This is a genomic window from uncultured Marinobacter sp. (assembly GCF_947259545.1).
Taxonomy (GTDB): Bacteria; Pseudomonadota; Gammaproteobacteria; order Pseudomonadales; family Oleiphilaceae; genus Marinobacter.
The window spans coordinates 367,585-394,170 of sequence record NZ_CAMYMK010000002.1; the positions used below are offsets into that span (position 1 = coordinate 367,585).

The 26,586-nt window shown below is 58.0% G+C and carries 22 protein-coding genes; 20 read left to right on the forward strand and 2 right to left on the reverse strand.

Annotated elements, in window-relative coordinates:
- Positions 1–13: 13 nt before the first annotated feature.
- The 11 genes from Q0Y21_RS01870 to Q0Y21_RS01920 all read left to right on the forward strand — a co-directional run bounded on the left by Q0Y21_RS01870 (position 14) and on the right by Q0Y21_RS01920 (position 12,487).
- Positions 14–241: a hypothetical protein gene (locus tag Q0Y21_RS01870; RefSeq protein ID WP_297790997.1), complete on the forward strand. Its 228-nt coding sequence runs from the start codon at positions 14–16 to the stop codon at positions 239–241.
- Complete coding sequence (locus Q0Y21_RS01875; RefSeq protein ID WP_366517645.1) at positions 234–2,606, forward strand: heavy metal translocating P-type ATPase; 2,373 nt, start codon at positions 234–236, stop codon at positions 2,604–2,606. The genes Q0Y21_RS01870 and Q0Y21_RS01875 overlap by 8 nt, the downstream gene beginning before the upstream one ends.
- Before the next feature lie 58 nt (positions 2,607–2,664).
- Entirely contained in the window at positions 2,665–3,123 is a 459-nt protein-coding gene (locus Q0Y21_RS01880; protein ID WP_297790999.1) for an ATPase, read from the forward strand.
- Positions 3,124–3,544: 421 nt separating this feature from the next.
- Positions 3,545–4,561 (forward strand): YncE family protein, encoded by a 1,017-nt coding sequence (locus tag Q0Y21_RS01885; protein ID WP_297791000.1) that lies wholly within the window; start codon positions 3,545–3,547, stop codon positions 4,559–4,561.
- A 134-nt stretch (positions 4,562–4,695) separates the two neighbouring features.
- On the forward strand, positions 4,696–5,364 hold the full coding sequence (locus Q0Y21_RS01890) for an outer membrane lipoprotein-sorting protein (protein WP_297791002.1): 669 nt from the start codon (positions 4,696–4,698) through the stop codon (positions 5,362–5,364).
- A 9-nt stretch (positions 5,365–5,373) separates the two neighbouring features.
- Positions 5,374–6,060, forward strand: coding sequence for an ABC transporter ATP-binding protein (locus tag Q0Y21_RS01895; RefSeq protein ID WP_297791004.1), 687 nt, complete (start codon positions 5,374–5,376; stop codon positions 6,058–6,060).
- Complete coding sequence (locus tag Q0Y21_RS01900; protein WP_297791005.1) at positions 6,057–8,564, forward strand: FtsX-like permease family protein; 2,508 nt, start codon at positions 6,057–6,059, stop codon at positions 8,562–8,564. The genes Q0Y21_RS01895 and Q0Y21_RS01900 overlap by 4 nt, the downstream gene beginning before the upstream one ends.
- Positions 8,557–9,690: a hypothetical protein gene (locus Q0Y21_RS01905; protein ID WP_297791007.1), complete on the forward strand. Its 1,134-nt coding sequence runs from the start codon at positions 8,557–8,559 to the stop codon at positions 9,688–9,690. Before Q0Y21_RS01900 ends, Q0Y21_RS01905 begins: the two co-directional genes overlap by 8 nt.
- Positions 9,691–9,852: 162 nt before the next feature.
- Positions 9,853–10,356 carry a hypothetical protein gene (locus Q0Y21_RS01910; protein WP_297791009.1) on the forward strand — a complete coding sequence of 168 codons (504 nt, stop codon included), beginning with the start codon at positions 9,853–9,855 and terminating at the stop codon, positions 10,354–10,356.
- 78 nt (positions 10,357–10,434) lie between these two features.
- Positions 10,435–12,054, forward strand: a complete 1,620-nt coding sequence (locus tag Q0Y21_RS01915) for a BCCT family transporter (RefSeq protein WP_297791011.1) — start codon at positions 10,435–10,437, stop codon at positions 12,052–12,054.
- Positions 12,026–12,487 (forward strand): universal stress protein, encoded by a 462-nt coding sequence (locus tag Q0Y21_RS01920; protein WP_297791013.1) that lies wholly within the window; start codon positions 12,026–12,028, stop codon positions 12,485–12,487. Before Q0Y21_RS01915 ends, Q0Y21_RS01920 begins: the two co-directional genes overlap by 29 nt.
- A 21-nt stretch (positions 12,488–12,508) precedes the next feature.
- On the opposite strand, the gene Q0Y21_RS01925 is transcribed toward Q0Y21_RS01920, so the two are convergent.
- Complete coding sequence (locus tag Q0Y21_RS01925; protein ID WP_297791015.1) at positions 12,509–13,285, reverse strand: ferredoxin--NADP reductase; 777 nt, start codon at positions 13,283–13,285, stop codon at positions 12,509–12,511.
- Between the two features lie 176 nt (positions 13,286–13,461).
- Here Q0Y21_RS01925 and Q0Y21_RS01930 point away from each other — a divergent pair, with 176 nt between their 5' ends.
- The 8 genes from Q0Y21_RS01930 (at position 13,462) to ugpC (ending at position 23,210) form a co-directional block, all read left to right on the forward strand.
- Positions 13,462–15,150 carry an HAD-IA family hydrolase gene (locus Q0Y21_RS01930; protein ID WP_297791017.1) on the forward strand — a complete coding sequence of 563 codons (1,689 nt, stop codon included), beginning with the start codon at positions 13,462–13,464 and terminating at the stop codon, positions 15,148–15,150.
- Positions 15,151–15,222: 72 nt separating this feature from the next.
- Positions 15,223–15,939, forward strand: coding sequence for a response regulator transcription factor (locus Q0Y21_RS01935; RefSeq protein ID WP_297791019.1), 717 nt, complete (start codon positions 15,223–15,225; stop codon positions 15,937–15,939).
- Positions 15,926–17,395, forward strand: coding sequence for an ATP-binding protein (locus Q0Y21_RS01940; protein ID WP_297791020.1), 1,470 nt, complete (start codon positions 15,926–15,928; stop codon positions 17,393–17,395). The genes Q0Y21_RS01935 and Q0Y21_RS01940 overlap by 14 nt, the downstream gene beginning before the upstream one ends.
- A 110-nt stretch (positions 17,396–17,505) precedes the next feature.
- A complete protein-coding gene (locus tag Q0Y21_RS01945; protein ID WP_297791021.1) occupies positions 17,506–18,942 on the forward strand; it encodes a carbohydrate porin in 1,437 nt (478 codons plus the stop codon).
- Between the two features lie 39 nt (positions 18,943–18,981).
- Positions 18,982–20,241, forward strand: a complete 1,260-nt coding sequence (locus tag Q0Y21_RS01950) for an ABC transporter substrate-binding protein (RefSeq protein WP_297791023.1) — start codon at positions 18,982–18,984, stop codon at positions 20,239–20,241.
- 54 nt (positions 20,242–20,295) lie between these two features.
- The gene (locus Q0Y21_RS01955) at positions 20,296–21,222 is read left to right on the forward strand and encodes a sugar ABC transporter permease (protein WP_127333605.1); all 927 of its coding nucleotides are present in this window, start codon (positions 20,296–20,298) and stop codon (positions 21,220–21,222) included.
- On the forward strand, positions 21,215–22,084 hold the full coding sequence (locus Q0Y21_RS01960; RefSeq protein WP_127333604.1) for a carbohydrate ABC transporter permease: 870 nt from the start codon (positions 21,215–21,217) through the stop codon (positions 22,082–22,084). Before Q0Y21_RS01955 ends, Q0Y21_RS01960 begins: the two co-directional genes overlap by 8 nt.
- Positions 22,085–22,091: 7 nt before the next feature.
- Positions 22,092–23,210 (forward strand): sn-glycerol-3-phosphate ABC transporter ATP-binding protein UgpC, encoded by a 1,119-nt coding sequence (ugpC, locus tag Q0Y21_RS01965; protein ID WP_297791027.1) that lies wholly within the window; start codon positions 22,092–22,094, stop codon positions 23,208–23,210.
- Positions 23,211–23,229: 19 nt separating this feature from the next.
- On the opposite strand, the gene Q0Y21_RS01970 is transcribed toward ugpC, so the two are convergent.
- Complete coding sequence (locus Q0Y21_RS01970) at positions 23,230–24,762, reverse strand: cryptochrome/photolyase family protein (protein WP_297791029.1); 1,533 nt, start codon at positions 24,760–24,762, stop codon at positions 23,230–23,232.
- 350 nt (positions 24,763–25,112) lie between these two features.
- Between Q0Y21_RS01970 and hemN the strand changes: the two genes are divergently transcribed.
- A complete protein-coding gene (gene hemN, locus Q0Y21_RS01975; protein WP_297791031.1) occupies positions 25,113–26,531 on the forward strand; it encodes an oxygen-independent coproporphyrinogen III oxidase in 1,419 nt (472 codons plus the stop codon).
- Positions 26,532–26,586: the final 55 nt, after the last annotated feature.

The following is a 26,586-nucleotide window of genomic DNA, read 5'->3' on the forward strand; positions in this document are numbered from 1 at the left end:
GGAGACTCATACCATGATGGGAAATAACATGTTTGGTAACACCATGTGGGCAGGGCACTGGCTGTGGATGCTGGTGATCGCCATCGTCGTTGTCATTCCGGCCTGGCGTATATGCCAGCGTACCGGGTATCCGGGCTGGATGGGCCTCCTGATACTGATTCCGGTCATTAATCTTTTTCTACTCTACTTTATTGCTTTTACGGATTGGCCGGCAGACAAAACTGGAGACCGCAATGGCTGAGCACCAACATGCCCATCACCATGATCATCACCAGCATGCCGATCACCAAGATGAATCCGGCGAGCATACTGTCAAGGACCCGGTTTGCGGTATGTCGGTGGATCCGCACACCGCGGAACATCGAAGTCAGCATGGCGGTAAAACCTGGTATTTCTGTTCGTCACGCTGCCAGTCCCGGTTCGATGAGGACCCCGAAAAGTACCTGGGTGAAGATCAGAAGCAGCAAGAGCCGGTAGCGCCGGGCACCATGTACACGTGCCCCATGCATCCGGAAATTCGACAGCCGGGACCGGGAGACTGCCCCATCTGCGGTATGGCTCTGGAGCCGGAGCAAGTGAGCCTGGATGACGGACCCTCCGCAGAGCTTACGGATATGACCCGCCGATTCTGGATCGGACTGGTTCTGACCTTGCCGGTGCTGGTGCTGGAAATGGGTGGGCACCTGACCGGGCTCGATCACATTGTGGCCCCGCAAATGTCCAACTGGATTCAACTGGTGCTGGCAACGCCGGTCGTCCTCTGGTGTGGCTGGCCGTTCTTTGTCCGGGGCTGGAAGTCCGTGGTCAGTCGTAACCTGAATATGTTCACACTGATTTCCATTGGTACCGGTGTGGCGTTGGTTTACAGCCTGGTGGCGACTCTGGCGCCTCAGGTTTTCCCGACGGCCTTTCGACAGGACGATGGCTCGGTTGCGGTGTATTTCGAGGCGGCAGCGGTCATCGTGGTGCTGGTGTTGCTGGGGCAGGTGCTGGAACTGCGAGCGCGAGAGAAAACCTCCGGTGCCATCAAAGCCTTGCTGGATCTGGCTCCCGCAACGGCCCGGAAGCTGGATGATGAGGGAGGTGAGTCGGATGTGTCGTTGGACCAGGTCAAGGTTGGCGATCGCCTGCGGGTTCGCCCCGGGGACAAGGTGCCGCTGGACGGCGAGGTACTTGAAGGTAACTCCAATGTGGATGAATCCATGGTGACCGGTGAGCCCCTGGCGGTCAGCAAGAAGTCCGGCGATCAGGTGATCGGCGGCAGTATCAACCAGCAGGGCAGCTTCATCATGCGGGCCGACAAGGTTGGCCGGGATACCATGTTGTCCCAGATTGTGCAGATGGTGGCCAGTGCCCAGCGCAGTCGTGCGCCCATTCAGGGTCTGGCAGACAAGGTGGCGGGTTATTTTGTGCCAGCTGTGATCGTGATCGCCATTATCGCCTTTATTGTCTGGTCATTCGTCGGGCCGACGCCTCCTATGGCATTTGGCCTGATTGCCGCGGTGAGCGTGTTGATCATCGCCTGCCCCTGTGCCCTGGGCCTGGCAACCCCCATGTCCATCATGGTCGGTGTTGGGCGGGGCGCCCAAAGCGGTGTGCTGATCCGCGATGCGGAAGCCCTGGAGCGCATGGAGAAGGTGGATACCGTGGTGGTGGACAAAACCGGCACACTGACCGAAGGCAAGCCTCAGGTCACAAAGCTGGTTACCTCCGAGGGATTCAGTGAGGAGGAACTGATGCGGTTTGCCGGCGGCCTGGAGAAGGGCAGTGAGCATCCGCTGGCCCACGCCATTCTCGACAAAGCCATAGCGATGGACTTGCAGCTGCCGGATGCCGAAGGCTTCGATTCCCCGAACGGCAAAGGCGTGACTGGCAAGATTGAGGGGCAGCAGGTACTGATTGGCAATCGTTTGCTGATGGAAGCCGAAGGCGTCGATACCTCGAACTTTGAATCTGAGGCTGACCAGCTCCGAAGGGATGGGGCCACCGTTATTTTTGCAGCCGTCGACGGCAAAGTGGCCGGCCTGCTCGCCATCGCCGACCCGGTGAAGGAAACCACCGAAGCTGCCATTTCAGCCTTGCAGAAAGATGGCATCCGGGTAGTGATGCTGACCGGTGACAACCGTACCTCGGCCGAGGCGGTTGCCCGCAAGCTTCATATTGATGAAGTTGAGGCGGAAGTCCTGCCGGAAGACAAGGGCAAGATTGTTCAGCGCCTGAAAGACGAGGGCCGTATTGTAGTCATGGCCGGCGATGGCGTGAATGATGCGCCCGCCCTGGCGACTGCCGATGTGGGTGTGGCTATGGGTACCGGTACCGATGTGGCTATCGAAAGTGCCGGTATTACGTTGTTGCGAGGCGATCTGATGGGGATTGTGGAAGCACGGCGGTTGTCGCTCGGGACCATGCGCAATATCCGGCAGAACCTGTTTTTTGCCTTTATATACAACTCCGCCGGCGTTCCCATTGCAGCGGGTGTCCTGTATCCGTTTTTCGGCATACTGCTGTCTCCTATTTTCGCGGCGGCCGCCATGTCCCTTTCCTCGGTCAGCGTGATTGTGAATGCGCTGAGATTGAGGGTGATCAAACTCGGGAATAACAACTAGACTTCTCTATTGAAGCCGGTGTTCATACACCGTGGGCGCGGAAAGAGGAAATGACAGTATGGAGATCAAGACATTCGGTGAACTGATCGACTGGACCCGGGATCTGCACCAGCATCTTGCGCGGTGTCTTGGGCATTGCGCCACTCTCCATGAGGAGGAGAGAGCGAGAGCTCTGCTGGATTACCTCTCATACCACGAAGCTGAGCTGGCCCGGATTGTCACAGAGTTCGAGAATCAGGGAGATGCAAAGGCCATGGACACCAGGGTTTACGACTACCTCTCACACAATCCTGTCAAAACCCACAGAACCTGCGATAAGCCATACGAAAAACTCGACTTTGAAGGCATCTGCCATGAGGTCTTCGACTTTCATGATCAGATTGTCGATCTCTATAAGACATTGATCGGTGTAGCAGTGATTCCCGAAGCAAAAGAGTTGTTAGAGTCACTCTTAACCATGGAGCAAAACGAATCCATGCGTCTGGCCCATCAGATTGGGCGAATGGAAGATCTCTAAAGGGTGTTGATACCTGAGGCAGTATCCGGTGGTACGTAGACAGGGATTATGGATTCTGCCAATCACCTAAAAGCCTTCCTGATCGGCATTGATACGCACTAGGAACCCGTCACCTTCATGCGGGACGACTGTGAAGTCGTGCCTCTCGGCCAGTCAGGGGCAATTCAAGTCCTGGTCTTATTGCCGGGTTTCTCTTTTCCACGTTGATCCACGTCAAATAGATAAACCATTCGGGATGGTTTTCAGCTCTGTTTCAGCTAGGCATGTTCAGCTCAGAGTGAGGCATTTTCTTGTTCGCAAGCATGCAAGCATCGCTAATCCGGCGATAAATAAACATTCTCTGTCGTTCTGATCGCAAGGTGACCTTATGAAATGCCAGTCGCGCAAGCAGTGGTTTGCAGGTCTTACCGCAGTGTTTTTGATGAGTCTGTCATTAGCCGTGTGGGGCGGCGGCAGCCGCGCCTTCATCCCCATGGGGACGGCGGATTCCGTAGGTGTTCTGGATCTGGAAAGTCGCCGTTTGACGTCGACGATCCCGGGCACGGTTAATACCCATGGTTCCGCACTGACGCCGGATGGTCGCCATCTCATTGTGGGTAGCTTAACCGCCCACGACAATGAGGAATCGCCCGTTCGCCCGGAGAGCGTCACGCAAGATGAACATGCCTCCCACCATGGAGCACAGGACGGCGCGGCTCCAAAGCAGCCGAGTACGGGGCGAATCTATGTGGTAGATACCCGCAGCCACGAAATTGTCAGCGTTTTTGAAGTGCCGGGGCCAGTGCATCATGTCCTGGTAACGCAGGAAGGCCGTTACGCCGTTTCCACGCACCCGTTGGGCGGGGGTATCAGTGTTGTTGATCTGCATTCGGGAAAAGTCGTTGAAGTAATCGCCACAGGCCCCTCCCCCAATTACATTACGATGGCTGCCGACGGCCAGACGTTATTCGTCAGTAACACCGGCAACGGCACAATCAGTGAGGTGGATACCAGAAACTGGTTCGTGGAGCGTAATGTGCTCATAGGCGGCGGGCCAGAGCACATGGCGCTCGCTCCCGACGACGATCTTCTTTATATCAATGACGTTTCCTCCGGTGAAGTGGTGGCTCTCAAGCTTTCCGAAGGTGCTGTCACTGCACGTTATGAAGTTGGGGCGAATCCTCATGGTCTGGGGTTGAGTGCCGACGGCCAGGTTCTTTTTGCGACCAGCCAGGGCGATGAAAGGGTCATTCGCATAGAGCTCAACCGAAACGCCAGCAAAAGTGTACAGCTGGCCCCCGCTCCCTATCACCTGGCAGTGTCCCCTGTCGATGGCAGCATACTGGTCACCAGTCGGGGCGAGGCCAAGCTCTGGGTGCTCGATCCGGTATCACTCGCCATTGTTGATGAGGTTTCACTGGATGGGATAGGTCATCAGATATCGATTGAGAGCCGGTAACTAACGGGGATTGGGGCGTCCGGCGCGAAGATAACTGAGAAAGGACATGACCAATGAAACTCTGGATAAGCACTGTACTTCTTCTATTTGCGATATCGGGTCAAGTACTTGCGAATACTCCCTCGGCTGTTTCCTTGATCGAAGGCATGGAGCAGACCCTCTGGTCAGACAGTAACCACGGCCGGTACGTGATGCGTATCGAGAGCGAGTACTGGACCCGTGAGCTGCAGCTGGAAGCCTGGATGGACCGGCCCGATCACACGTTAATCCGCATTCACTCGCCGAAAAAGGAGGCGGGCGTGGGCTCGCTAAGAATCGGCGATGCCATGTGGAACTACCTTCCGAAAGTGGATCGCACTATCAAGATTCCGCCGTCGATGATGCTGCAGCCGTGGATGGGGTCTAACTTCAGTAATGATGATCTGGTCAAGGAAAGCTCGTTCGTGGACGACTATACCCATGAGCTGGCCGAGGTTGATGATTCTGGACAGGTACCTGTGTACCGCGTGGTCTCGACACCTCGGCCCGACGCGCCGGTTGTCTGGAGCCGGCTTGAATTCGAGGTTCGCTCGGACGCGATTCCCGTGTCTGTGGCTTACTATGGGGAGCGGGATCAGCTCGTCAAACGGCTGACCTATGACCAGATCAAGACCATGGACGGGCGCCGGATACCCACGCTTTGGACCATGGTTGACGCGGACAATCCCGAATCCCGCACGGTCATCCGAATTGAATCCATCGAATTCGATCTTCCCCTGGACGAGGCCCTTTTCTCACTGCGCCGTCTGCGCAACCCGGAATGAGTTCCCGCTATGAGCATCGTCAATGTGCAGAATGTATCGAGGATTTACCGGCAGGATTCCATCGCGGTCAAAGCCCTGAACGACGTATCGGTGGCGATTGAACCCGGTGAGTTCACAACACTGGTGGGGCCTTCGGGTTCGGGCAAGACCACCCTGCTGAACCAGATCGGGGCTCTGGACGAACCGGATACGGGGCGTATTCAGGTGGCGGGTGAGGAAATCACCGGGCTGAGCCGCAAGAAGCGCACCATTCTTCGGTTGTGGAAAATTGGCTTTGTATTCCAGGAGTACAACCTCATCGGCGTGCTGTCGGCCCAGGAGAATGTCGAGTATGTGCTCATGCTTCGCGGTGTTCCGTTTCGGGAACGACGAGCCGAAGCACAGCGAATTCTTGCGGAGGTTGGGCTGCAGGGAATGGAACAACGTCTGCCCCACGAACTCTCCGGCGGCCAGCAGCAACGTGTGGCGGTGGCCAGGGCCACCGTCAGTAAACCCGCCATTGTCCTGGCCGACGAGCCAACCGCCAATCTTGACTCCGCAACCGGCGCGGCCCTGCTGGACCTGATGCGGGGGCTGAACGCCGAGCACGGGATTACCTTTGTGTTTTCCACCCACGATCCGATGGTGATGGAGCGGGCGCGCCGGGTAATCCATCTCCGGGATGGTGGCGTTGAGCGTGAGGAGCGCCGGCCGTGATTGCCTGGCTGCGACTGGCGTTTGGCAATCTTCGGGTCAATCGTCGGCGTACCGGCATTACGCTGTTGTCGGTGGCTGTCGGTGTCGGTGGGTTGGTGTTTCTCTGGGCGTTTATCGATGGCATCAATGCCCAGATGATCAACAATATGACCGGTTATGTGACCGGCGACCTGAAAGTGCATCAGCGCGGGTTTCACGACGACCGGGAGATGAACATTGCGCTGGCCGAACGCTGGAACCTTGCCCAAGAGGTGTCAGCCGTATCCGGAGTCGCGGCGACCACACCCAGGGTGACAGGCAACGCGCTGGCCAGCCATGGCGACCAGTCACGGGCGTTGCAGGTGATGGGGGTCGACAGCGAAATCGAGCCGACGGTTACCCGGCTTGATCGGTCAATTGTGCTCGGCCGCTATCTGGAGGGGGGCAATGAGATCATTATGGGGGTGGACGCCGCCAGTGCCCTGAGTACCTCACCGGGAGACGAGCTGGTGCTGATGGTCCAGGCGGCGGACGGCTCCATTGGTGCGGATCGATTCGAGGTGGTGGGTGTTTTTGAAACCGGCATCAAGCGAATTGATGGCTTCGTGGCCCAGATACCCCTGGCGTCCGCCCAGGCACTCTATGCCTTCCAGGGACGGTTTACCGAGATTGCGGCCCGCGTAGAGGAATCCGATCAGCTTGAAGCGGTGGTTGGGGGGCTGCGGAATCAGTTGCAGGGCCGCACCTTGGAAGTCCTGGGCTGGCCAGCACTGATGCCATCGCTGGTACAAATGGTCGCCTTTCATGATGCTGTCGCCTACATCGTGATCTTCGTGGTGTTTGTGGTGGTGGCGGCCGGCATCGTCAACACCATTCTGATGTCGGTGCTGGAACGTGGCCGGGAATTCGGTGTGATGATGGCGCTGGGTACCCCCAGCAGCCGTATTGTCTGGCTGGTGCTTCTGGAGACAGCGATCCTGGCCGGCCTGGGCTACCTGTTGGGTCTGGTGCTGGGGTTGTCGCTGACGGGCTACTTCGGTACCCATGGGCTGGACTTCAGCGCCTATATCAAGGCCATGGACACCATGCCGGGGCTGAGTGGCATCGTCTATCCCACCATTGAATTCCAGCGCCTGGTGGTGATTGGCATCGTGGTCATATCGGTGGCTCTGTTGGCAGCGGCCATCCCGGCCTGGAAAGCCAGTCGCAACAGCCCGCTGGAGGCGATGGGCGCACGGCGCACTATGATCAACCGTATCCGCCGGATCCACTGGGAAGTGACGTCTGATCACCGGTTGCTGATATTCGCGCAAATGGCACTGCGCTCGGTATTCCGCAATCCGCGACGGTCGGTGATTACCGCCTCGGCCACCGCGTTCGGACTGGCCGCCTATCTGTTCCTGTACGCCTTTGCTGATGGTTTCTTCGAGCAGATGATCCACAACTCGACACAGCAGCTCAGCGGGCATGTGCAGGTGATGGAAGCGGGGCACGACGTGGACCTGTCGCCAGCTTTACGTATTGCCGACAGTCAGGCACTGCAGCGGCAGTTGCAGGAGCGCCCTGAGGTTGAGGCTGCCGCACCGCGGGTGGCGCTGCGTGCCATGGTGGCCAACCCCGGGAAAAGCCTGCCGGTGGAACTGGTGGGCATTGCGGCGGAACAGGAGAGGGCGGTTACGGAACTTTCCGGGTATATGGTGCAGGGCGCCTACGTTCAGTCCGGGGAGAGCGGGATTGTGATTGGTCAAAAACTGGCCGAGGAGCTGAATGCCCGGCTGGGGGACAAGCTGGTCATCACGGTTCAACAGGCTGGCGGAGATCTTGCCTCCAGTGCCCAGGCTATTCGTGGTATCTATCGCACAGGTAGTGATCTTTTCGACACAGAGTACGCGTTCATCGATATCAACGCTGCCCGAAACCTGGGTGGCCTACAGGGAGACGAAGTCTCGCGGATCGTACTGAGGCTGTCTAACCGTGCAGAGAGTGCCGGCCTGGCAAGGACCTTGAACGAGTCGCTGGCTAACAACGGACTGGTGGCCCAGGACTGGGAGACCTTGCTCCCGGTGGTTGTGCAGATGGTGGAAATGAGTCAGGTGGATTTCTATCTCATCCTGTCAGTGGTCTTTGTTGTGGTCGCCATAGGTGTCATGAACACCATGGTGATGTCGGTGATGGAGCGTACCCCGGAGCTGGGCGTAATGCTGGCGTTGGGCACCAGAGGGGGGCAGCTGCAACTGACGATTCTGTTTGAAGCGTTCTTTCTCGCAATACTGGGAATGCTGGCAGGAACGGTGGTTGGCGGCCTGCTTGTCTACTGGCTTGGCACTACCGGCATTGATCTGTCGTCGATCAGCGGCGCTCTGGAAGCCATCCCCGGTATTACTGATCGTATCTATCCGGTGCTGATTTTCGATCACGTCTGGCTGCCCAGCCTGCTGTTGTTCATGTGTTCGGTGCTGGTGGCGCTTTACCCGGCGTGGCGGGCCTCACGACTGGATCCGGTGGAGGCAATCCGACATGGTTAAGCATACGCCACTGATGCTGGTAGCGATGGCCTGGCTAATGCTGGCTTCAAATGCCGAGGCAGACTTCAGCCATTCGGGATCGCTCAAGAATCTCAGTGTCGGCTCGCGTTCGTTGATTGACGACAATCGTTACTTCTCAAACCTTACCCGCCTGCGTCTGGAACCTCGCTATCGATATCAGGACTGGGTTCTGGATGCGGCCTACGACCTTGAACTGGTGACAGGCAGTTTCCTGGACAGCCCGGAGTTTGGCCTGCTCAGGGATTCTCCCGATCCGCGCTACTGGGATCTTCAGGGGGAGGTGCATGAATCGGGGGATGTATTGGCCCGCCATCAACTTTACCGCGGCACGATACAGTGGCGCTCTCCGGTCGGTGATTTCCGATTTGGCCGCCAGCAGGTGAATTGGTCCACGGCCCTGATCTGGAATCCCATGGATATCCTCAATCCTGTCAGCCCACTCCAACTGGAGCCCGATGAAAGGATTGGCGTGGACGCGCTGTTATGGGACAGATCCTGGGGCGCGACGGGCCGAATCAGCGCCGTTCATGCCCCGCAACACAGTGATGAGAGCGCCAGCACGGCGGCACGAGCCAAGCGTTTTTTCGCCGGAGTCGATGCCGGTGTGATGATGGGCGAGTTCGCCGACGTCACCAAAGCGGGGCTCAGCGGCAGCGGTTCAGTGCTTGGCACCGGTTGGCGCGCTGAACTTGTCTGGAGTGAGCCAGATACCAGGGACAGCTACTGGCAGGGGGTGGCGGATCTGAACTGGGCATTTCGCAGCGGGCTCAATCTGGCTGTTGAATATTTCTATAACGGTCAGCCCGTGTCGCCGGGAGCGATACATCTGGCCAGCCTGGTGTCCGCACAGCCCCTGTATGCCGGCCGCCATTATGCCGGGCTATTGGTATGGCAGGATATCAATCCATTCTGGCAGTACCGGGTGGTGACCATCCGGAATGTCGATGATGCCAGCTGGGTGCTTTACCCGAGATCCACATGGGTACTGCCACTTGATCATGAGATCTATTTCACCGCCGGAGCCCAATGGTTTGGGGGTGACGATGACAGTGAGTACGGAAAACTCGAACCGTTAGGGTTGATGGAGGTGCAGTGGTTTTTCTGAACGTTAGAAGCCGATCGCGAGCCGCAGTTGAGCTTGCTCCCATGACCCAGGTCAAGATCGATTGATATAACCTCGCTGAGAGCTCACTTTTCAGCCTGAATTCAGTTTCATGAACTTTACTGATTGTGATGCAGACATATTCCCGATGTTGAGGAGGATCTTATGAATAAATTTGCCCATTTAGTGGCGTGTTCCGTTCTGGTGGCTGCGCCTGCTTTGGCGCTCGCGCAGAGCAATGCCGGGCAGATGCCCCACGGTGGCATGATGAACCAGGAACAGATGCAGCAGATGCAAGAAAACATGTCGCAAATGCAGGGGATGATGCAGCAAATGCCCAATACAGGCTCACCGGAAGAGCGCCAGAAGCTAATGCAGCAGCATATGGAAGCCATGCAGGAACACATGGGGATGATGCGTGGTGGCATGATGGGCCAGGGCATGATGGGTCAAGGCATGATGAATAACCAGGGCATGATGGATAATGGCCAAGGCATGATGGGTAATAACCAGGGCAAAAAGCAGTCTGGTAACGCCCCGGGCAAAGGCTCTGGTGGAGCAGGGATGGATTATGGGCAGCGCATGAACATGATGGATAATCGCATGGATCAGATGCAGCTTATGATGGAGCAGATGCTGGAGCATCAGCGGCAACTGAACCGGAAATGATCTTCGTCCCGCAACCCGCCGGCGCATGTGGTAGCGTAAGGTCTTTCGTGGATCGTTCCTGAAGAAACGGAGGCGCGTGTGCTGGAACGGCTGCAACGCCGATTGGGGCTGCAGACCATACCCGGGGTGTTTTTCACCTCTGCCGGGGTGGCGACGCTGTTTGTCGCTCTGGCTGTCCCTTTTGACCAGACCGTTGCTGACAGTTTTGGCCTGCTCACTGGCTGGGTAGCCCGGAACCTGGGCTGGTTCTACATTCTTGCAGTTACCTCTCTGCTGGTGTTTCTGCTTGGCCTGGCGGTCAGCCGTTATGGGGCCATTCGTCTCGGAGCCGATGACAGCCGGCCCGACTATTCCAACCTGACCTGGTTCACCATGCTGTTTGCCGCCGGCATCGGCACCATCCTGATGTTCTGGGGGGTGGCGGAACCGATTTCCCACTTCGCCAACCCACCTTTTGAGGGTGTGAAGCCGGGTTCGGAAAGGGCTGCCAGCGATGCCATGACCGTGGCGCTCTACCACTTCGGTTTGCATACCTGGACCATCTTTGCCTTGCCGGGACTGGCCATCGGTTACTTTGCCTACCGTCACAACCTGCCCATGCGTATCAGCAGTCTGTTCTATCCGATCCTTGGAGAGAGGGCGTTCGGGCCCTGGGGCTGGGCAGTCGACGTGATTGCCGTGCTGGGAACCCTGTTTGGTGTGGCTACCTCACTGGGCCTGGGGACTCTGCAGTTGAACAGCGGTCTGAACTATCTGTTCGGGGTGCCTTCCACCGGTGCGGTTCAGGTGATTCTGATTGCAATCATCAGCAGTATCGCCGCTACCTCGGTTGCCCTTGGTCTGGATAAGGGCGTCCGCCGGCTATCGCAGCTCAACATTATTCTGGCCATGGTGTTACTCGCGTTTGTGCTCACCGTTGGCCCCACCGTGTTTATTGCCGAAGGCCTGGTTCAGATTGTGGGTGACTATTTCGACGCATTGCCCTGGCTGGCCTTCTGGACGGAAACTTTCAGGGAATCCGACTGGCAGCGGCAGTGGACCCTGTTCTACTGGGCCTGGACCATTTCATGGGCCCCTTATGTGGGAATCTTCATCGCCCGGATTTCCCGGGGGCGGACCATCCGTGAGTTTGTTGCAGGCGTTCTGTTTGCCCCTACGGCGTTTACCCTGGTGTGGTTCGGGATCTTCGGATTATCCGCCATCCACGTGGAGATGAACGGTCAGGTAGCTCTGGCTGAGCAAGTTCAGCAGGACCCCTCCGTGGCTATCTTCGCTTTTCTGGAAGCCTTCCCACTGGCTGAAGTGGCATCGGCCCTGAGTGTGGTCATCATCGTCATCTTCTTTACCACTTCTTCGGATTCGGCCTCCCTGGTGATCGATATGTTGACCCGTCGGGAAGATCAGCCTTCCCTTGTGCGCCAGCGGATCTTCTGGGCCGCGGCCCAGGGCATTATCGCAGCTACTTTACTGTTAGCGGGTGGTCTGGATGCCTTGCAGAACGTCATTACCTCCCTGGGATTGCCCTTCTGTATTTTGCTGATTTTCATGGCGGTTGCACTTTTCCGGGCACTCAGGGCGGACTATCGGGGATACAGCATGAACGAACTGGTTCAGGGAAGAGCCTTCCCGGAGGTGGAAGCCATCTCCGAAACGACACAGGAGAGCGACTATGTATCGGAAACTGTTGATCGCCATTGATCCGGATGATGACGGTGAGGGCAAGCGGGCCCTGGAGGCGTCCATGGATCTGCTGGCCGAGGATGGTGAGCTCCACCTTGCCAGTGTTTTCAGTCCCGGTGGTGGCGGATTCTTCCCTCATGTAGCGGAAGAGGCGCCAGAAGAGAAAGAGGCTGCAGTCCGGGAAACGCTGGATCTCCTGGTGCGCAAGTATCTGCCTTTGAACCGCAATGCGACCCTGCATGTGGTGGCCGGCAGCGCCGGTGAGAGACTGGTGGGCCTTGCGGGCCAGCTGTGTGCCGATCTTGTGCTACTGGTATCCCGTGGCAGCAGCGGGCACTGGCCTTTGCGCCGGGCGACTGTGGAGTATGTTTCGGTGAATGCCCCGTGCCCGGTCCTGGTGTTGCCAGCACTGGGAAAGGCCGAGCCGGGGGCAAGTGAAGGCAGCGAATAGAAAAGCAAATGGTGCCCGAGGTTATTGTTCCACGAACGCGCGTTCAATGACGTAGTCGCCAGGCTCCCCTTGATGGCGTGAGGCTTTGAACCCAAGGTTGTCGAGCATGGCGGACAAGTCTTTCAGCATGGCCGCACTTCCGCAGAGCATGACCCGGTCAGTGTCCGCATTCAGTTGCGGAAGGCCGGTATCTTTCGCCAGCTGGCCGGATTCAATCAGGGTAGTGATGCGGCCCTCATTGCGGAATGGTTCCCGGGTCACGGTGGGGTAGTAGATCAGCTTATCGCCGATGACCTCCGCCAGAAACTCATGGCCGGGCAGTTCGCTGGTGAGGTAATCGTGATAGGCCAGTTCGCTGACTTCACGTACGCAATGTACCAGTACCACCTTCTCAAAACGCTCGTAGGTTTCGGGGTCACGAATGATGCTCATGAAGGGGGCAAGCCCGGTGCCAGTACCAAACAGGTACAGGTGCTTGCCCGGGTTCAGGTCGTGTATCACCAGAGTGCCCACCGGTTTGCGGCTGACAAACAGCGTATCGCCTTCCTGGAGATGCTGCAGGCGAGAGGTTAACGGACCGTCCGGTACCTTTATGCTCAGAAACTCCAGATACTCTTCGTGGTTGGCGCTGACAATGCTGTAAGCGCGAAGCAGCGGTTTGCCGTCTACCGGTAGCCCGATCATCACGAAGTGCCCGTTCTCAAAGCGTAGGCTCTGGTCGCGGGTGGTCCTGAAACTGAACAGGGTGTCGTTCCAGTGATGGATGCTGATAACGCGTTCGGTTCCAAGTGCCGCCATAGGGTATTCCTCCGTACGTCCATTGTAGTTGATGTCAGGGTGAGTATGTGGTCATGGACGCCATGGCCGTGATAACGAGCAGGGCGCTGAGCAGCAGGTCTTTGTAGTCCGGATGGAAATGGTTTTTACTGAAAGCAAGACGCTTGCAAAACGCCCGACACCACGAGGGAAGGTTGATGGCCCGATTCAGTAACGATATACAGCCGCCATCCATATTGATCTTTGACTGGCATGGCACGTTGGTGGATACCCACGATGCCATGTTCAGCGCCATGGAGGAGATGCTGCCGCAACTGGAGGACCTGGGGCTGGTGGAGCGGCTGTTGCCGGAGGACAAATGCCGCACCGCTGATGACGCCCGCCTGGTGCGCTATATCCGCATCTTTCGTCGGTTACACCCCCGCATACTGGCGGAACGTCGGGTGTCGCGTACCGATATCTTCAACGCCATCTTCGGTGACGACAAGGGCGCCAAACTGATCGCCCACGAGGCTTATAATGCCTGTTACCGCAAGCATTTCGGCAAGGTGAAACCCTTCCAGCCCGGTGCCCATGACTATCTCACCGCCCTGAGGGAAATGGGCATACGCCTTGCGGTGTCCACCAACCGCAACCGCGAGTTTCTCGACAAAGAGCTGGAGACCGTGGACGAGGGTCGTTGGCAGGATCTGTTTGACGTGACCGTGTGTGCCGACGATGTCACCGAATACAAGCCGGACCCGGAAGTTATTCTCAGAGCTCTGGAAAAAGCCGGCTTACCGGTGGATCAGCGAGCCTGGTATGTGGGTGACAGTTACGTGGACATGCTGACCGCCCACAAGGCCGGGGTGGCTGGTGTATTTTATAACGGCGCGTGCTGGGAATCTGGCCGCATCGACAGTTGGTTCTCCCACCGCGATGCGCCCGTTGCGATTCTCGACAGTTTCGAGGATCTGGTGGACCTGTTGGCCTTGCTGGAGCGGAGCGCTCCGGACGCGTTTCGTTTCTCTCCCGCAGAGGTCAGGCCTCGCCCGTTCCCACCGCCTGAGCGGCCAAAGCCGCGAGTTGAGCCGGACTGGCACCCGGCGGTGGTCAGACTGATTCGTCCGTCGGTGGTCCTGTTCGACTGGCACGCGACCCTGGTGGATACCCTGGACGCGATGTACCACGCCGTGGACGACATGCTGCCGGATTTCCACAAGCTAGAGTTGATGGATCGGATGGTGTCTCCGGAAGACAGCAAGACGCCTGAGGACGTAAAACTCGTGGCCTATGTCCGGGAGTTTGCGAGGTTGCACCCCAAGGTGAAGGCGGACCGGAAGATTTCCCGTACCGATATCTTCGAGGTGCTGTTTGGTGAGGATCACGACGCCAAGCAGATTGCTCACAGGGTCTTCAACCATCACTACCGGAAGCACTATGGCACGGTAAAGGCGTTTGAACCGAAGGTGCGGGATGTGCTGGAAGGGTTGCGCCGTCTGGACATCCAGGTGGGGGTGATTACCAACCGGGACCGGGAGTTTTTCGAGCACGAACTGGCGGCGGTGGAAGATACCGGCTGGACGGAACTGTTTGAAGTAGACGTTTGCGGTGATGACACGCCGCTGCGCAAGCCTCATCCTGACCAGTTATTGCTGGCGGTGCAGAAACTGGATTATCCTCCCGATCCCAGTGTCTGGTATGTCGGGGACAGCACCACGGATGTGATAGCGGCCAAACGGGCAGGCATGACCTCCGTGTTCTTTAACGGGGCGCAGTGGGATCAGCCCTGGCTCAACAAGATCTTTCCCGGAACCCATAAGCATCCCGACAAACCCGATGTGGTGGTGAATGATTTCTCCGAATTCTGGGCGCTGATGCTGGCGTGTGAAATAGGACCGCCGTGAGTGTGGTGGGGCTTTTGCACCACAGCTTTTAGTCCTATGCTGGCCAGCCTCAATAACAAGAAAGGTCTTCCAATGTCGGATGTTAAAGCGTCGATCCTGGTCGTGGACGACGACCTGGCGATACGCGAGCTATTGCAAGAACACCTGTCCCGGGTTGGCTACGATGTGACGACAGCCGCTGATGGCGATGGCATGCGGCAACGGCTGGCGCAGTCACGGGTGGACCTGATTGTGCTTGATGTCATGTTGCCCGGGGATGATGGCTTCACGCTTTGCCGTGAAATCCGTGAGCATTCGCAGGTCCCCATCATCATGCTGACGGCAAGCTCCGATGAAACCGACCGGGTCGTCGGCCTGGAAATCGGTGCCGATGATTACCTGGCCAAACCGTTCAGTGCCCGCGAACTGCAGGCCAGGGTCAAAGCCCTGTTGCGGCGTTCGAGTTTCACCCGGGCGGACAACCCCAGGTTTGTGCGGTTTGATCGCTGGCGGTTGGACACTCTGGCCCACGAGCTCATCTCGGAAGAGGGCAGAACCACAGCGCTGTCCGGCGCTGATTTTGCCCTGTTGCAGCTTTTCCTCGCTCACCCCAACGAAGTGCTGGACCGTGACACCATTTCCGGCGTGACCCGCGGCCGCGAGTCCATGCCGCTGGACCGGGTTGTGGATGTGGCAGTCAGCCGCCTGCGCCAGCGTCTGGGGGATCAGGGGCGTAATCCCAGGCTGATCAAGACTGTGCGTGGGGCCGGGTACCTGCTGGCGGCAACGGTGACCTATGTCGCGGAATGATGCTGGGGCAAGTCGGGCCAGCGGTAAGGTCTGGCGGTTTGTGCCGTCGTCGCTCCTTGGCCGGATCCTGCTGCTGACGCTGCTGGCCATGGGGGTTGCCCAGGTGGTCTCAAGCGTGATCTGGGTAGGCACCTTCCGGGCTCAGCAAGTGGAGGGGCTGGTCAGCACCACCCGCAACCTCGCGTCTTCCGCCGCGGCAACCACACAGTTCTTCAAGTCGCTGCCACTGCAATACCGGCATATTGTGCTCGACCAATTGAGAGATATGGGGGGCTCCCGCTTTTTTGTCTCCCTCAACGACAAGCGCATCAATATGCGTGCGCTGCCAGACAGTGAGCGCAAGCAACTGGTCACAGAGGAAGTAAAATCGGTGCTCAGAAGCCGGCTGGGCAAATCGACCAACCTGCATGTTGAATTTGTTCACCCCGATGATCTGCGAATCCTCAATACCGAGCTGCCATTGGATGCGTTACCCAGATCCTGGGCTCATTACGCACTGACCCTGGAGCCCATCAAACCCCCGGTGCTGGTTACTCAGGTGGAAGTGGCCGAAGGCGAGTGGTTGTATCTGGCTTCGTTGTTGCCGGCGCCCTATGTGTCACTGGATGACGAAAGCGTCCCCGGCCAGCAGATTGTCTTTATCCTGGTGATGATCGGCGTACTGTTTCCCGTGCTGGCATGGCTGGTGCGCCGCCAGACCCGTCCGTTACGTAAGCTGGCCCGTGCGGCGCGGGATCTGCCACTGGATGAATACCAGCCGCCATTGCAGGAGCAGGGCAGCGCTGAAATTGTCGCGGTTACCCGGGGGTTCAACGCCATGCGCCGGCGATTGCAAAGTTACATCAGCGACCGGGACCAACTATTTCGCGCAATCTCCCATGACCTTAAAACCCCGATAACGAGGCTGCGCCTGCGAGCCGATCTTATCGACGACGATGACATTCGCGAGCGCTTTGAAAGTGACCTTCAGGAGTTGGAGTTACTGGTTAAAGGTGCCCTGCAGAGCATGAAGGACACCGACATTCATGAGAATGTTGAGCTTGTCGATATTGACGGCATGTTGCGTCGAATGGCCGATGCCTATGCGGGGGACAGCCCGCGTGTTGTGGTGGAGGGAAGCTGTGCAGCGTATCGCGGCAAACCCCTGGCGCTGAAACGCTGCCTGGGCAATCTGGTGGATAATGCAATCAAGTACGGGGAGACGGCGACTATCAGCGTGGAGGACTCCCCTGAACAGCTCACCATTCATGTCAGGGATTCCGGTCCGGGAATTCCGGAGGCAGAGCTTGATCGGATTTTCGAGCCCTATTACCGACTTGGTCAGGAGCACCGGCGGGGCCATGGTCTTGGTCTCGGGATTGCCCGCAACATTGCCCAGACTCATGGCGGCGATCTTGAAATAGAGAACTGGCCCGAGGGCGGCCTGGACGTGACGCTTACGCTACCCCGACATTGAAATTGCCATGTAACAGCATTGTTACATGGGCCTTTCCGTTTGATACTTTCCCCCTCCGGGTATTGCCATAGACTCTGATGTTGCCAATAAAACAAAAACAAGGAGTCATAATGAATACCCGTAGACCGCATGTTACTGCCTGGACCAATACCACCCTGAGCGGCCACCGATTGATGGTCTCCGTGGGCGTGGCTTCATTGGGGCTGTGCGCCGGCCAGGCGCTTGCCCAGCAAAGCGTGGAAGAACGCCTCTCTGCCCTGGAACAGCAACTGGCAGAAGTCGAGCCCCATGCAAAAGGTGAGCAGGGCTTTTCCTTCAACACTTACGCCCGCTCCGGACTGCTGCTCAACAGCGATGGTAAAAGCGCCCCTGGCGGCCCGTACCTGACTCCCGCCGGATCTGTCGGCGGTGCCGTGGGCCGGCTGGGTAACGAGCCGGACACGTACCTGGAAGCCATCCTCAACTACAAGACCGTGGCGGACAACGGCACCAAGGCCCACTACCGCCTGATGATTGCCGATTCCACCACCTCCAGTAACGACTGGACCGCTGGCGACGGCGCCCTGAACGTGCGTCAGGCCTATGTGGAGTTCAGTAATCTCTCCAGCTTCACTGGCATTTTCGAGGATGCCTCGATCTGGGCCGGCAAACGCTTTGATCGGGACCTCGACTTTGATATCCACTGGCTCGATAGCGATATCGTCTTCCTGGGCGGCACCGGGGCCGGTATCTATGACGTGTCTTTCAGCGAGTCGGTGAAGTCCAACTTTTCCTTTTATGGCCGCAGCTTCCAGGATTTTCCCTCCGATCCTGACACCACCGACGGCGAGTCCGACACTGACAACCTGATCCTTACCGCCAATAACTATTTCGGCAATGTCCAGTGGCTGATCAATGGCATGTCCGCTGCCGATAACGATGAGCGTATTGTCGGAGGCGTTATGGAAGCGGCTGATACAGGGGTGCAAACCATGCTGGCCTACCACGGTGACAGCTTCTTCGGGATCTCCGATGGAAACTTCAAGGTGGCGCTGCTGCACGGCCAGGGCCTGGGTGCGGAGGTCAAGAACCTCGGCGCCGATGGCAACCTGCATGAAGACGCGGTCAGTACCCGTGTGGCTGCCTACGGCACCACCCGGTTGAGTGATCATTGGCGTATCGCCCCGGCGATCCTGGCGGAAACCAGCAAGGACCGTTATGTGGAAGGGGATGAATACCAGTGGCTGACCTTCAACACCCGTCTGGCCAATGAGCTGGGCGCTAATTTCGAGATGCAGTATGAGGCCTCCTGGCAGGTGATGGACCTGAATCCGGAAGGCTACGAAGGGCGTGAGGACGTGGATGGCGACTACGCCCGCGTCACCATTGCGCCAACCTTCAAACCACAGGTAGGCGGTTTCTGGAACCGCCCGGAAATCCGTGTGTTTGCCAGCTATTCCACCTGGGACGACGAGCTTAACCGTTTTGATGGCGGTGATGCTCTGGGCCAGGAAGACTTTGGCGGCAGCCAGTGGACCTTTGGTACCCAGATGGAAGTATGGTTCTGATTCTGACAAGCGTCTCCACTACAAAAACAAGGAGTCAACATGAATACGTTCAAGCGTCATCTTACAGCCCTGGCGGTCTCTGCCGCCCTGATGCCTGCAGCGGCCGTCCAGGCCGGGGAAGTCGAGGTTCTGCACTGGTGGACCGCCGGTGGTGAAGCGCGGGCTGCTGCAGCCCTGAAACAAATGATGGAAGAGCAGGGCCACAGCTGGAAAGATTTTGCGGTGGCCGGCGGTGGTGGTGAAGCCGCCATGACCGTACTGAAAACCCGGGCTGTTTCCGGTAACCCGCCTGCGGCCGCCCAGATCAAGGGCCTGGACATTCGCGAATGGGCGGAACTGGGCTTCCTGACCAGCCTGGACAGTGTTGCTGATTCCGAGAACTGGGATCAGCTCATTCCGCCCATGATTTCCGATGTCATGAAGTACGAAGGTGAATACGTGGCTGTGCCGGTGAACGTGCATCGGGTGAACTGGTTGTGGGTGAATCCGGAGGTCATGAAGGATGTCGGCGTTGAAGTCCCCACCACACTGGATGAGTTCTTCGAAGTGGCCGACAAGCTCCAGGCTGCGGGATACATTCCCCTGGCGCACGGTGGCCAGCCCTGGCAGGACGCGACCGTGTTCGATGCAGTGGCGATCGCACAGCTGGGCCCCGAGGATTACCGCAAGGCGTTTGTAGACCACGATATGGACGTGATTAACAGCGGCAAGATGGAAGAGGTCTTCGCGCAGTTTGCCAGGGTAATGAGCTACGTCGATGACGATGCCGCGGGTCGCGACTGGAACACCGCCACGGGCATGGTGATTCGTGGTGAGGCGGCCATGCAGATCATGGGTGACTGGGCCAAGGGTGAATTTTCCGCTGCCGGGCTGACGCCGGGAGAGGATTACCTGTGCGCCCCAGCTCCGGGCACCACCGGGCGGTTCACTTTCAACGTGGACTCCTTCGCCATGTTCAGCCTGACAGAGGATGAGGACATCAAGGCGCAGAAGGATCTGGCACGTACCATTCTGGAACCCGAATTCCAGACCCTGTTCAACCAGAACAAGGGCTCCATTCCGGTTCGTACTGACATGGATATGAGCGCGTTTGATATCTGTGCTCAGGCGTCGATGGAGACGTTCAAGACCAGTGCCGACGATGGCGGCCTGGTGCCAAGCTTCTCCCATGGCCTGGCGACCACCAGCTACATCCAGGGCCAGATCTTCGATGTGGTCACCAATTTCGTCAACTCCAACAACCCAGACCCGGCAAAAACCACGGACCAGTTGGCAGCCGCCATCAAGTCCGCAATGTAATGCCGTACCAGGCCGCCTGCCGGGCGGCCCTGGGGTTTATTCGGAGGAATTCTCATGGAACACACTCAAAGTCGCCCTGCCGGGGTGGCCAGGGCACCGTCTGGCCTGATGGACGGCCTGCAGCGCTGGCTACCCAAGCTTGTGGTGGCGCCAACGTTCATCCTGATCGGCATTGGTATCTATGGCTACATGCTATGGACGGGCGTGCTGTCGTTTACCAATTCCAGCTTCCTGCCCAGCTATGATTTCGTCGGCCTTGCGCAGTACGCCAAGCTGATGGAGAGCGAGCGCTGGCTGGTCGCGTCCCGGAATCTCGCCATCTTTGGCGGGCTGTTCATCGGCATCTGCCTGCTGATTGGTGTGGTGCTGGCCATTTTCCTGGACCAGCGTATCCGCCAGGAAGGCGCCATCCGCACCATCTATCTCTACCCCATGGCGCTGTCGATGATTGTGACGGGCACGGTCTGGCGGTGGATTCTGAACCCGCGCCTGGGCCTGGAAAAGCTGATGCACGACTGGGGCTGGACCTCCTTCAGCTTCGACTGGCTGGTGAATTCCGACTTTGCCATTTACACCATTGTGATGGCGGCGGTATGGCAGGCCTCAGGCTTTGTCATGGCGCTGTTCCTGGCCGGCCTGCGAGGTGTTGATTCGTCCATCATTCGCGCAGCACGGGTGGATGGTGCCAGTCTGCCGGTCATCTACTGGAAAATTATCCTGCCTTCCCTGCGGCCGGTGTTCTTCAGCTCGGTGATGGTGCTGGCCCACATCGCCATCAAGAGTTTTGATCTGGTCATGGCCATGACGGCGGGTGGCCCGGGCTATTCCACCGACCTGCCTGCGGTATTCATGTACGCCCACACCTTTACCCGCGGCCAGATGGGCCTGGGCTCTGCCAGCGCCATGCTGATGCTGGGCGCCATTCTCGCCCTGCTGGTGCCTTACCTGTATTCCGAACTGAGGGAGAAGCGCCATGACTGATGTCATTCGTACCGGCTTTCGACCCAGCCGCATCGCCATCTACGGGGTACTGCTGCTGGCGTGCCTGGTGTACCTGATTCCGCTGATCGTTATGTTGATCACCAGCTTCAAGACACCCATGGATATCCGCACCGGTAACCTTCTGGCCCTGCCGACCGACTGGACGGTCGTGGGCTGGACCAAAGCCTGGTCCGAGGCCTGCACCGGTGTGCAATGCAACGGAGTGAGTGGCTACTTCTGGAACTCGTTCAAGATGACCGTACCAGCGGTGCTGATCTCCACACTGTTGGGCGCCTTTAACGGATACGTGTTGTCCAAGTGGAAGTTCAAGGGCTCTGACCTGATGTTTGGCATGTTGCTGTTTGGCTGCTTTGTGCCATTCCAGGTCGTCCTGCTGCCCATGGCGGCCACCCTGGGCAAGCTGGGTCTGGCGAACACCACGGCCGGTCTGGTGCTGGTCCACGTGATCTACGGGGTGGCGTTCACCACGCTGTTTTTCCGTAACTATTACGTGGCCATACCTGACGCCCTGGTGAAGGCCGCTCGGCTGGACGGTGCCGGCTTTTTCACCATCTTTTTCCGCATCCTGCTGCCCATGTCCACACCGATCTTCATGGTGTCGCTGATCTGGCAGTTCACCCAGATATGGAACGACTTCCTGTTCGGCGTGGTCTTCGCCAGTGGCGACAGCCAGCCGATAACGGTCGCCCTGAACAATCTGGTGAACACCAGCACCGGGGTGAAGGAATACAACGTGGATATGGCGGCCGCCATGATCGCCGCACTGCCAACGCTGGTGGTGTACATCGTGGCAGGCAAGTACTTTATACGCGGCCTGACGGCCGGCTCGGTTAAGGGGTAAAACAACAATGTCACAACTTGAACTGCGGGATATCCGCAAGACCTACACAGGGGCCCTGGACGAGACCCTCAAGGGTATCAATATTGACATCGCATCCGGTGAATTCCTGACCCTCGTCGGGCCATCGGGCTGTGGTAAATCCACGCTGATGAACAGCATTGCCGGCCTGGAATCCATTACCGGTGGTTCGATTGTGGTGAATGGCAGGGACATATCGGGCATGGAGCCGAAGGATCGGGACATCGCCATGGTGTTCCAGTCTTACGCCCTGTACCCCACCATGTCGGTGCGCGAGAACATTGCCTTCGGACTGAAGATTCGCGGTATGCCGAAAGAGGAGATCCGTCAGGAGGTGGAGCGCGTGGCCGATTTGCTGCAGATCTCCCCATTGCTGGATAAAAAGCCGGCACGGCTATCCGGTGGTCAGCAGCAGCGGGTGGCCATGGGGCGCGCATTGGCCAGACGGCCCAAAATCTACCTGTTCGACGAACCGCTTTCCAACCTGGATGCCAAGCTGCGGGTGGAGATGCGCACCGAGATCAAGAAGCTGCACCAGCGCCTGAGAACCACCATTGTGTACGTCACCCATGACCAGATAGAAGCCATGACCCTGGCAGACCGGATTGCCGTGCTCAAGGATGGCGAGTTACAGCAACTGGGCACACCAAAGGAAGTGTATGACACCCCGGAGAACCTGTTCGTGGCGAGCTTTATGGGCTCGCCGTCCATGAGCTTTATTGAGGTGGCGATCGAGAGGTCGGAGGCTGGCCTGTCAGTTACGGTTGAAGGTAGCGATGGCCGCACGCTGGCTCTGCCAGTGCCGGCTTATCTGGAGAGTTGGGCCGGTAAACGGGTGGTGCTTGGCATCCGTCCGGAGCACATAAGCCAGCCGGACGATCAGAAGACGGATCATCCGATGGTGACCAGTGGCCGGTTCAAGGTAGAGGTCACCGAACCGACCGGGCCGGACGTACTCGCGGTTATCCGCCTCAATGATACGGATGTGCAATGCCGGCTGGATGCGGAGCACCCGGTGAACTGGGGCGAGGAGGCCGATCTGATGTTCGACATGCGAAAAGTCGTGTTCTTCGACCCGGAAAGTGAGAAACGCATTCGTCCGCAGTAGAACTGGCAGGGCTCCCGGTTCAGAGTTGCTCCAGCTGTGCCAATAATGTGTTGGCGCGGTGGAGCAACGCCTCCCGCCTCTCCGGTTTCTGCTTGTCCCAGTTCCGGTACATCATGCCCATGCGGGGATTGCTGGCAAAGTCGTCCCGGTGGCGGTCGATGAAATGCCAGTAAAGGGCGTTGAACGGGCAGGCATCCTCTTCTGTGGATTTGTTCACGTTGTAGTGGCAGTTGCTGCAATGATCAGACATCCGCTGGATGTACTTGCCGCTGGCGGCGTAGGGTTTGGAGCCCAGGTAGCCGCCATCAGCGTGCATCACCATGCCGAGTACATTGGGTAGCTCGACCCAGTCATAGGCATCGGCGTACACCGCCAGGTACCAGTCACAGATCTCCTCCGGTTGGACGCCGGCCAGCAGCGCAAAATTACCGGTGACCATCAGCCGCTGGATATGGTGGGCGTAGGCGTTGCGGCGGGTGGCATCAATGGCCTTGTGCATGCATCGCATCTTTGTTTCCCCCGTCCAGTAGAACCAGGGCAGGGCGCGAGTATTGCCGAGGCGGTTTTCCTGAGCATACCCCGGCATATTCAGCCAGTAGATCCCCCGCACAAACTCCCGCCACCCCAGAATCTGCCGGATAAAACCCTCTACCGCATTGATCGGCGCCCGCCCGGAATACCAGGCCTGGGCAGCGGCTTCACATACGGCCAACGGGTCAAGCAGACCGCAGTTGATGTAGGGAGATAGAATGGAATGAAACAGCCAGTCCTCATTATCGGACATGGCGTCCTGAAAATCGCCGAAGCAAGGCAGTGCGAAATCGATGAAGTAGTCCAGGGCCTGCTCCGCGTCTTCCGGCGTCACGGCAAAGTGGAAGTCCTCGGTGGTGCCAAAGTGATCGGAAAAATGCCTCTCCACCAGTTCAATCACCTCCTGCGTCACCTCATCCGGCTCCACACGGAAGGGTGCGGGAGCCGGCGGCTTGCCGGCCCATTTGCGCCGGTTGTCCGCATCGAAATTCCACTGCCCACCTTCGGGCTTTCCATCAGGAGTCATCAATAACCCAGTTTTTCGCCGCATTTCCCGGTAGAAGAACTCCATTCGAAGCTGTTTGCGACCTTTTGCCCAATCCGCGAACTCCTGCTTGCTGGCAATAAACCGGGTATCCGAACGGATCTCCACTGGCACTCCCATCCGTTCCTGCCACTGACCGATCTGCTCATGCAGCCGCCATTCGCCGCATTCGGTGGTGATCACTCTATCCGCGCCGGTTTCTGTGAGCTGACCGGCGATAACCGCTTCCAGGCTCTGGGCATCGTTTTGCGGGTGGTAGGTCTGGTAATGAACCTGCCAGCCATCGGCTTCCAGGCGCTGTGCGAAATGGCGCATGGCGCTAAACAGCAACACCAGTTTTTTCTTGTGGTGATTGGTGTAACTGGCCTCATCATGGGCCTCTGCCATTACGATCCTGTCCCGTTTCCGGTCGCCGTTTTCGAGGGCGCTGATGTGGGTGGTCAGCTGGTCGCCGAGAATCAGAATAAGGTTTGGCATGGCAAAAATTGTGCTCCGTTGTCTGGTTTGCGGGCGCGCAGCCAAGTGAGGTAATCGGAGGGACTCCCTGCCAAAATCGTGCGGAGCCATGGATGGCGGAGCCCGAGCGTACAGGGACGTATTTACAGCGTATTTTGGCAGGGAGTCCCTCCGATTACCGGACGGCGGACACCGAGCATCCCCCCAAAGGGTTAGCCAGAATACGCCAGAAGCGGGAGGGTGGTTCAGAATGAAGGTTGATAAAATCCTGAGATCGGTGAGCTGACCCACATCAAGATGTGGTGGTTCGGATTGTCATAACATGACGACTGTTCACGGCTTGCCCCAAATCGACGATCAGAGTTTCTGCTATGGTTTCCATCCCCGCACTTTCATCCAGCGAATCCACCCTCCCGGAATTTATCTGGGATGAAGCGCTGATCAGGCGTTATGACCTGAGTGGTCCGCGCTATACGTCCTATCCGACAGCTGTGGAATTCAACCCGAGCTACCCGTTGGGAGACATGGTAAAAGCGGCGGGACGCAGCAAGGCCAGTGGCCGGCCCCTGTCCCTGTACACCCATCTGCCATTCTGTGCCCACCTTTGCTACTACTGTGCCTGCAACAAGGTGATTACCAAGCAGCGCCACAAGGCCATACCATACGTGGAACGAGTGCTGAAGGAAGCCGCGATACAGTCCCGGCTTTTCGGCGCGGACCGGCCAGTGAAGCAATTGCACTGGGGCGGCGGCACCCCGACTTTCCTGCCGAATGATGTCATGGCGCATTTGATGGCGGGTTACGGTGAGCTGTTCAACCTGCAGACCGATGAAGATCGTGACTACAGTGTAGAGATCGATCCGCGCGAGGTGGACCAGGATACCCTTTCCACCTTGTGGCAGCTGGGCTTTAACCGTATCAGCCTGGGGGTGCAGGATGTGAACCCCAAGGTTCAGAAAGCCGTTAACCGTATCCAGCCCCGGGAAATGACCGAGGCCGTGCTTAACGAGGCCCGCCGCATCGGCTTTCGCTCCATCAACCTGGACCTGATCTACGGCTTGCCCCATCAGACGCCGGAGAGTTTTGCCGAAACCCTCGAGGCGGTGATCGAGATGTCCCCGGATCGTCTGTCGGTATTCAGTTACGCCCATTTGCCAGACCGGTTCTACCCGCAAACCCGTATCCTGGCGGAGACACTGCCAACGCCGCAGCAGAAGCTGACCATTCTGCACAACACCATCAACCGGTTGCTGGAGGCAGGTTACGAATACATCGGCATGGACCATTTTGCCAAGCCGGACGACAGTCTTGCGGTGGCCCAGCGCGAAGGGCGACTGCACCGGAATTTCCAGGGTTACACCACCCATTCCGATTGCGACCTCGTATCCCTGGGGGTTTCCGCCATCGGCCAGACCAATGATGCCTACTTCCAGAACAACCACGACCTGCCCTCCTGGGAGGCGGCTATCGATGCCGGTCAGCTCGCCATCACCAAAGGCGTAAACCTGACCCGGGACGACCGCATTCGCCGCTGGGTGATCGGTCAGCTGATCTGCCAGTTCCGTCTGGATCGCCAGCAGTTTGCCAGTGAATGGGGAGAGGCCTTCGATGGTTACTTTAGGGATGAACTCAACCGACTTAAGCCAATGATTCAGGATGAGCTGATTGCCGATGATGGTAATGCACTGCAGGTTCAGCCCGCTGGCCGGCTGCTGATCCGCGCCATCTGTCAGATCTTCGATCTGTACAGGAAGGAAGGAGCGAGTCAGAGGTTTTCGCGGATTATCTAGATCACGGTGCGGTCGGTCCTTGGTGTGCCAACGAACAGACGAATAGCTGGCGGCA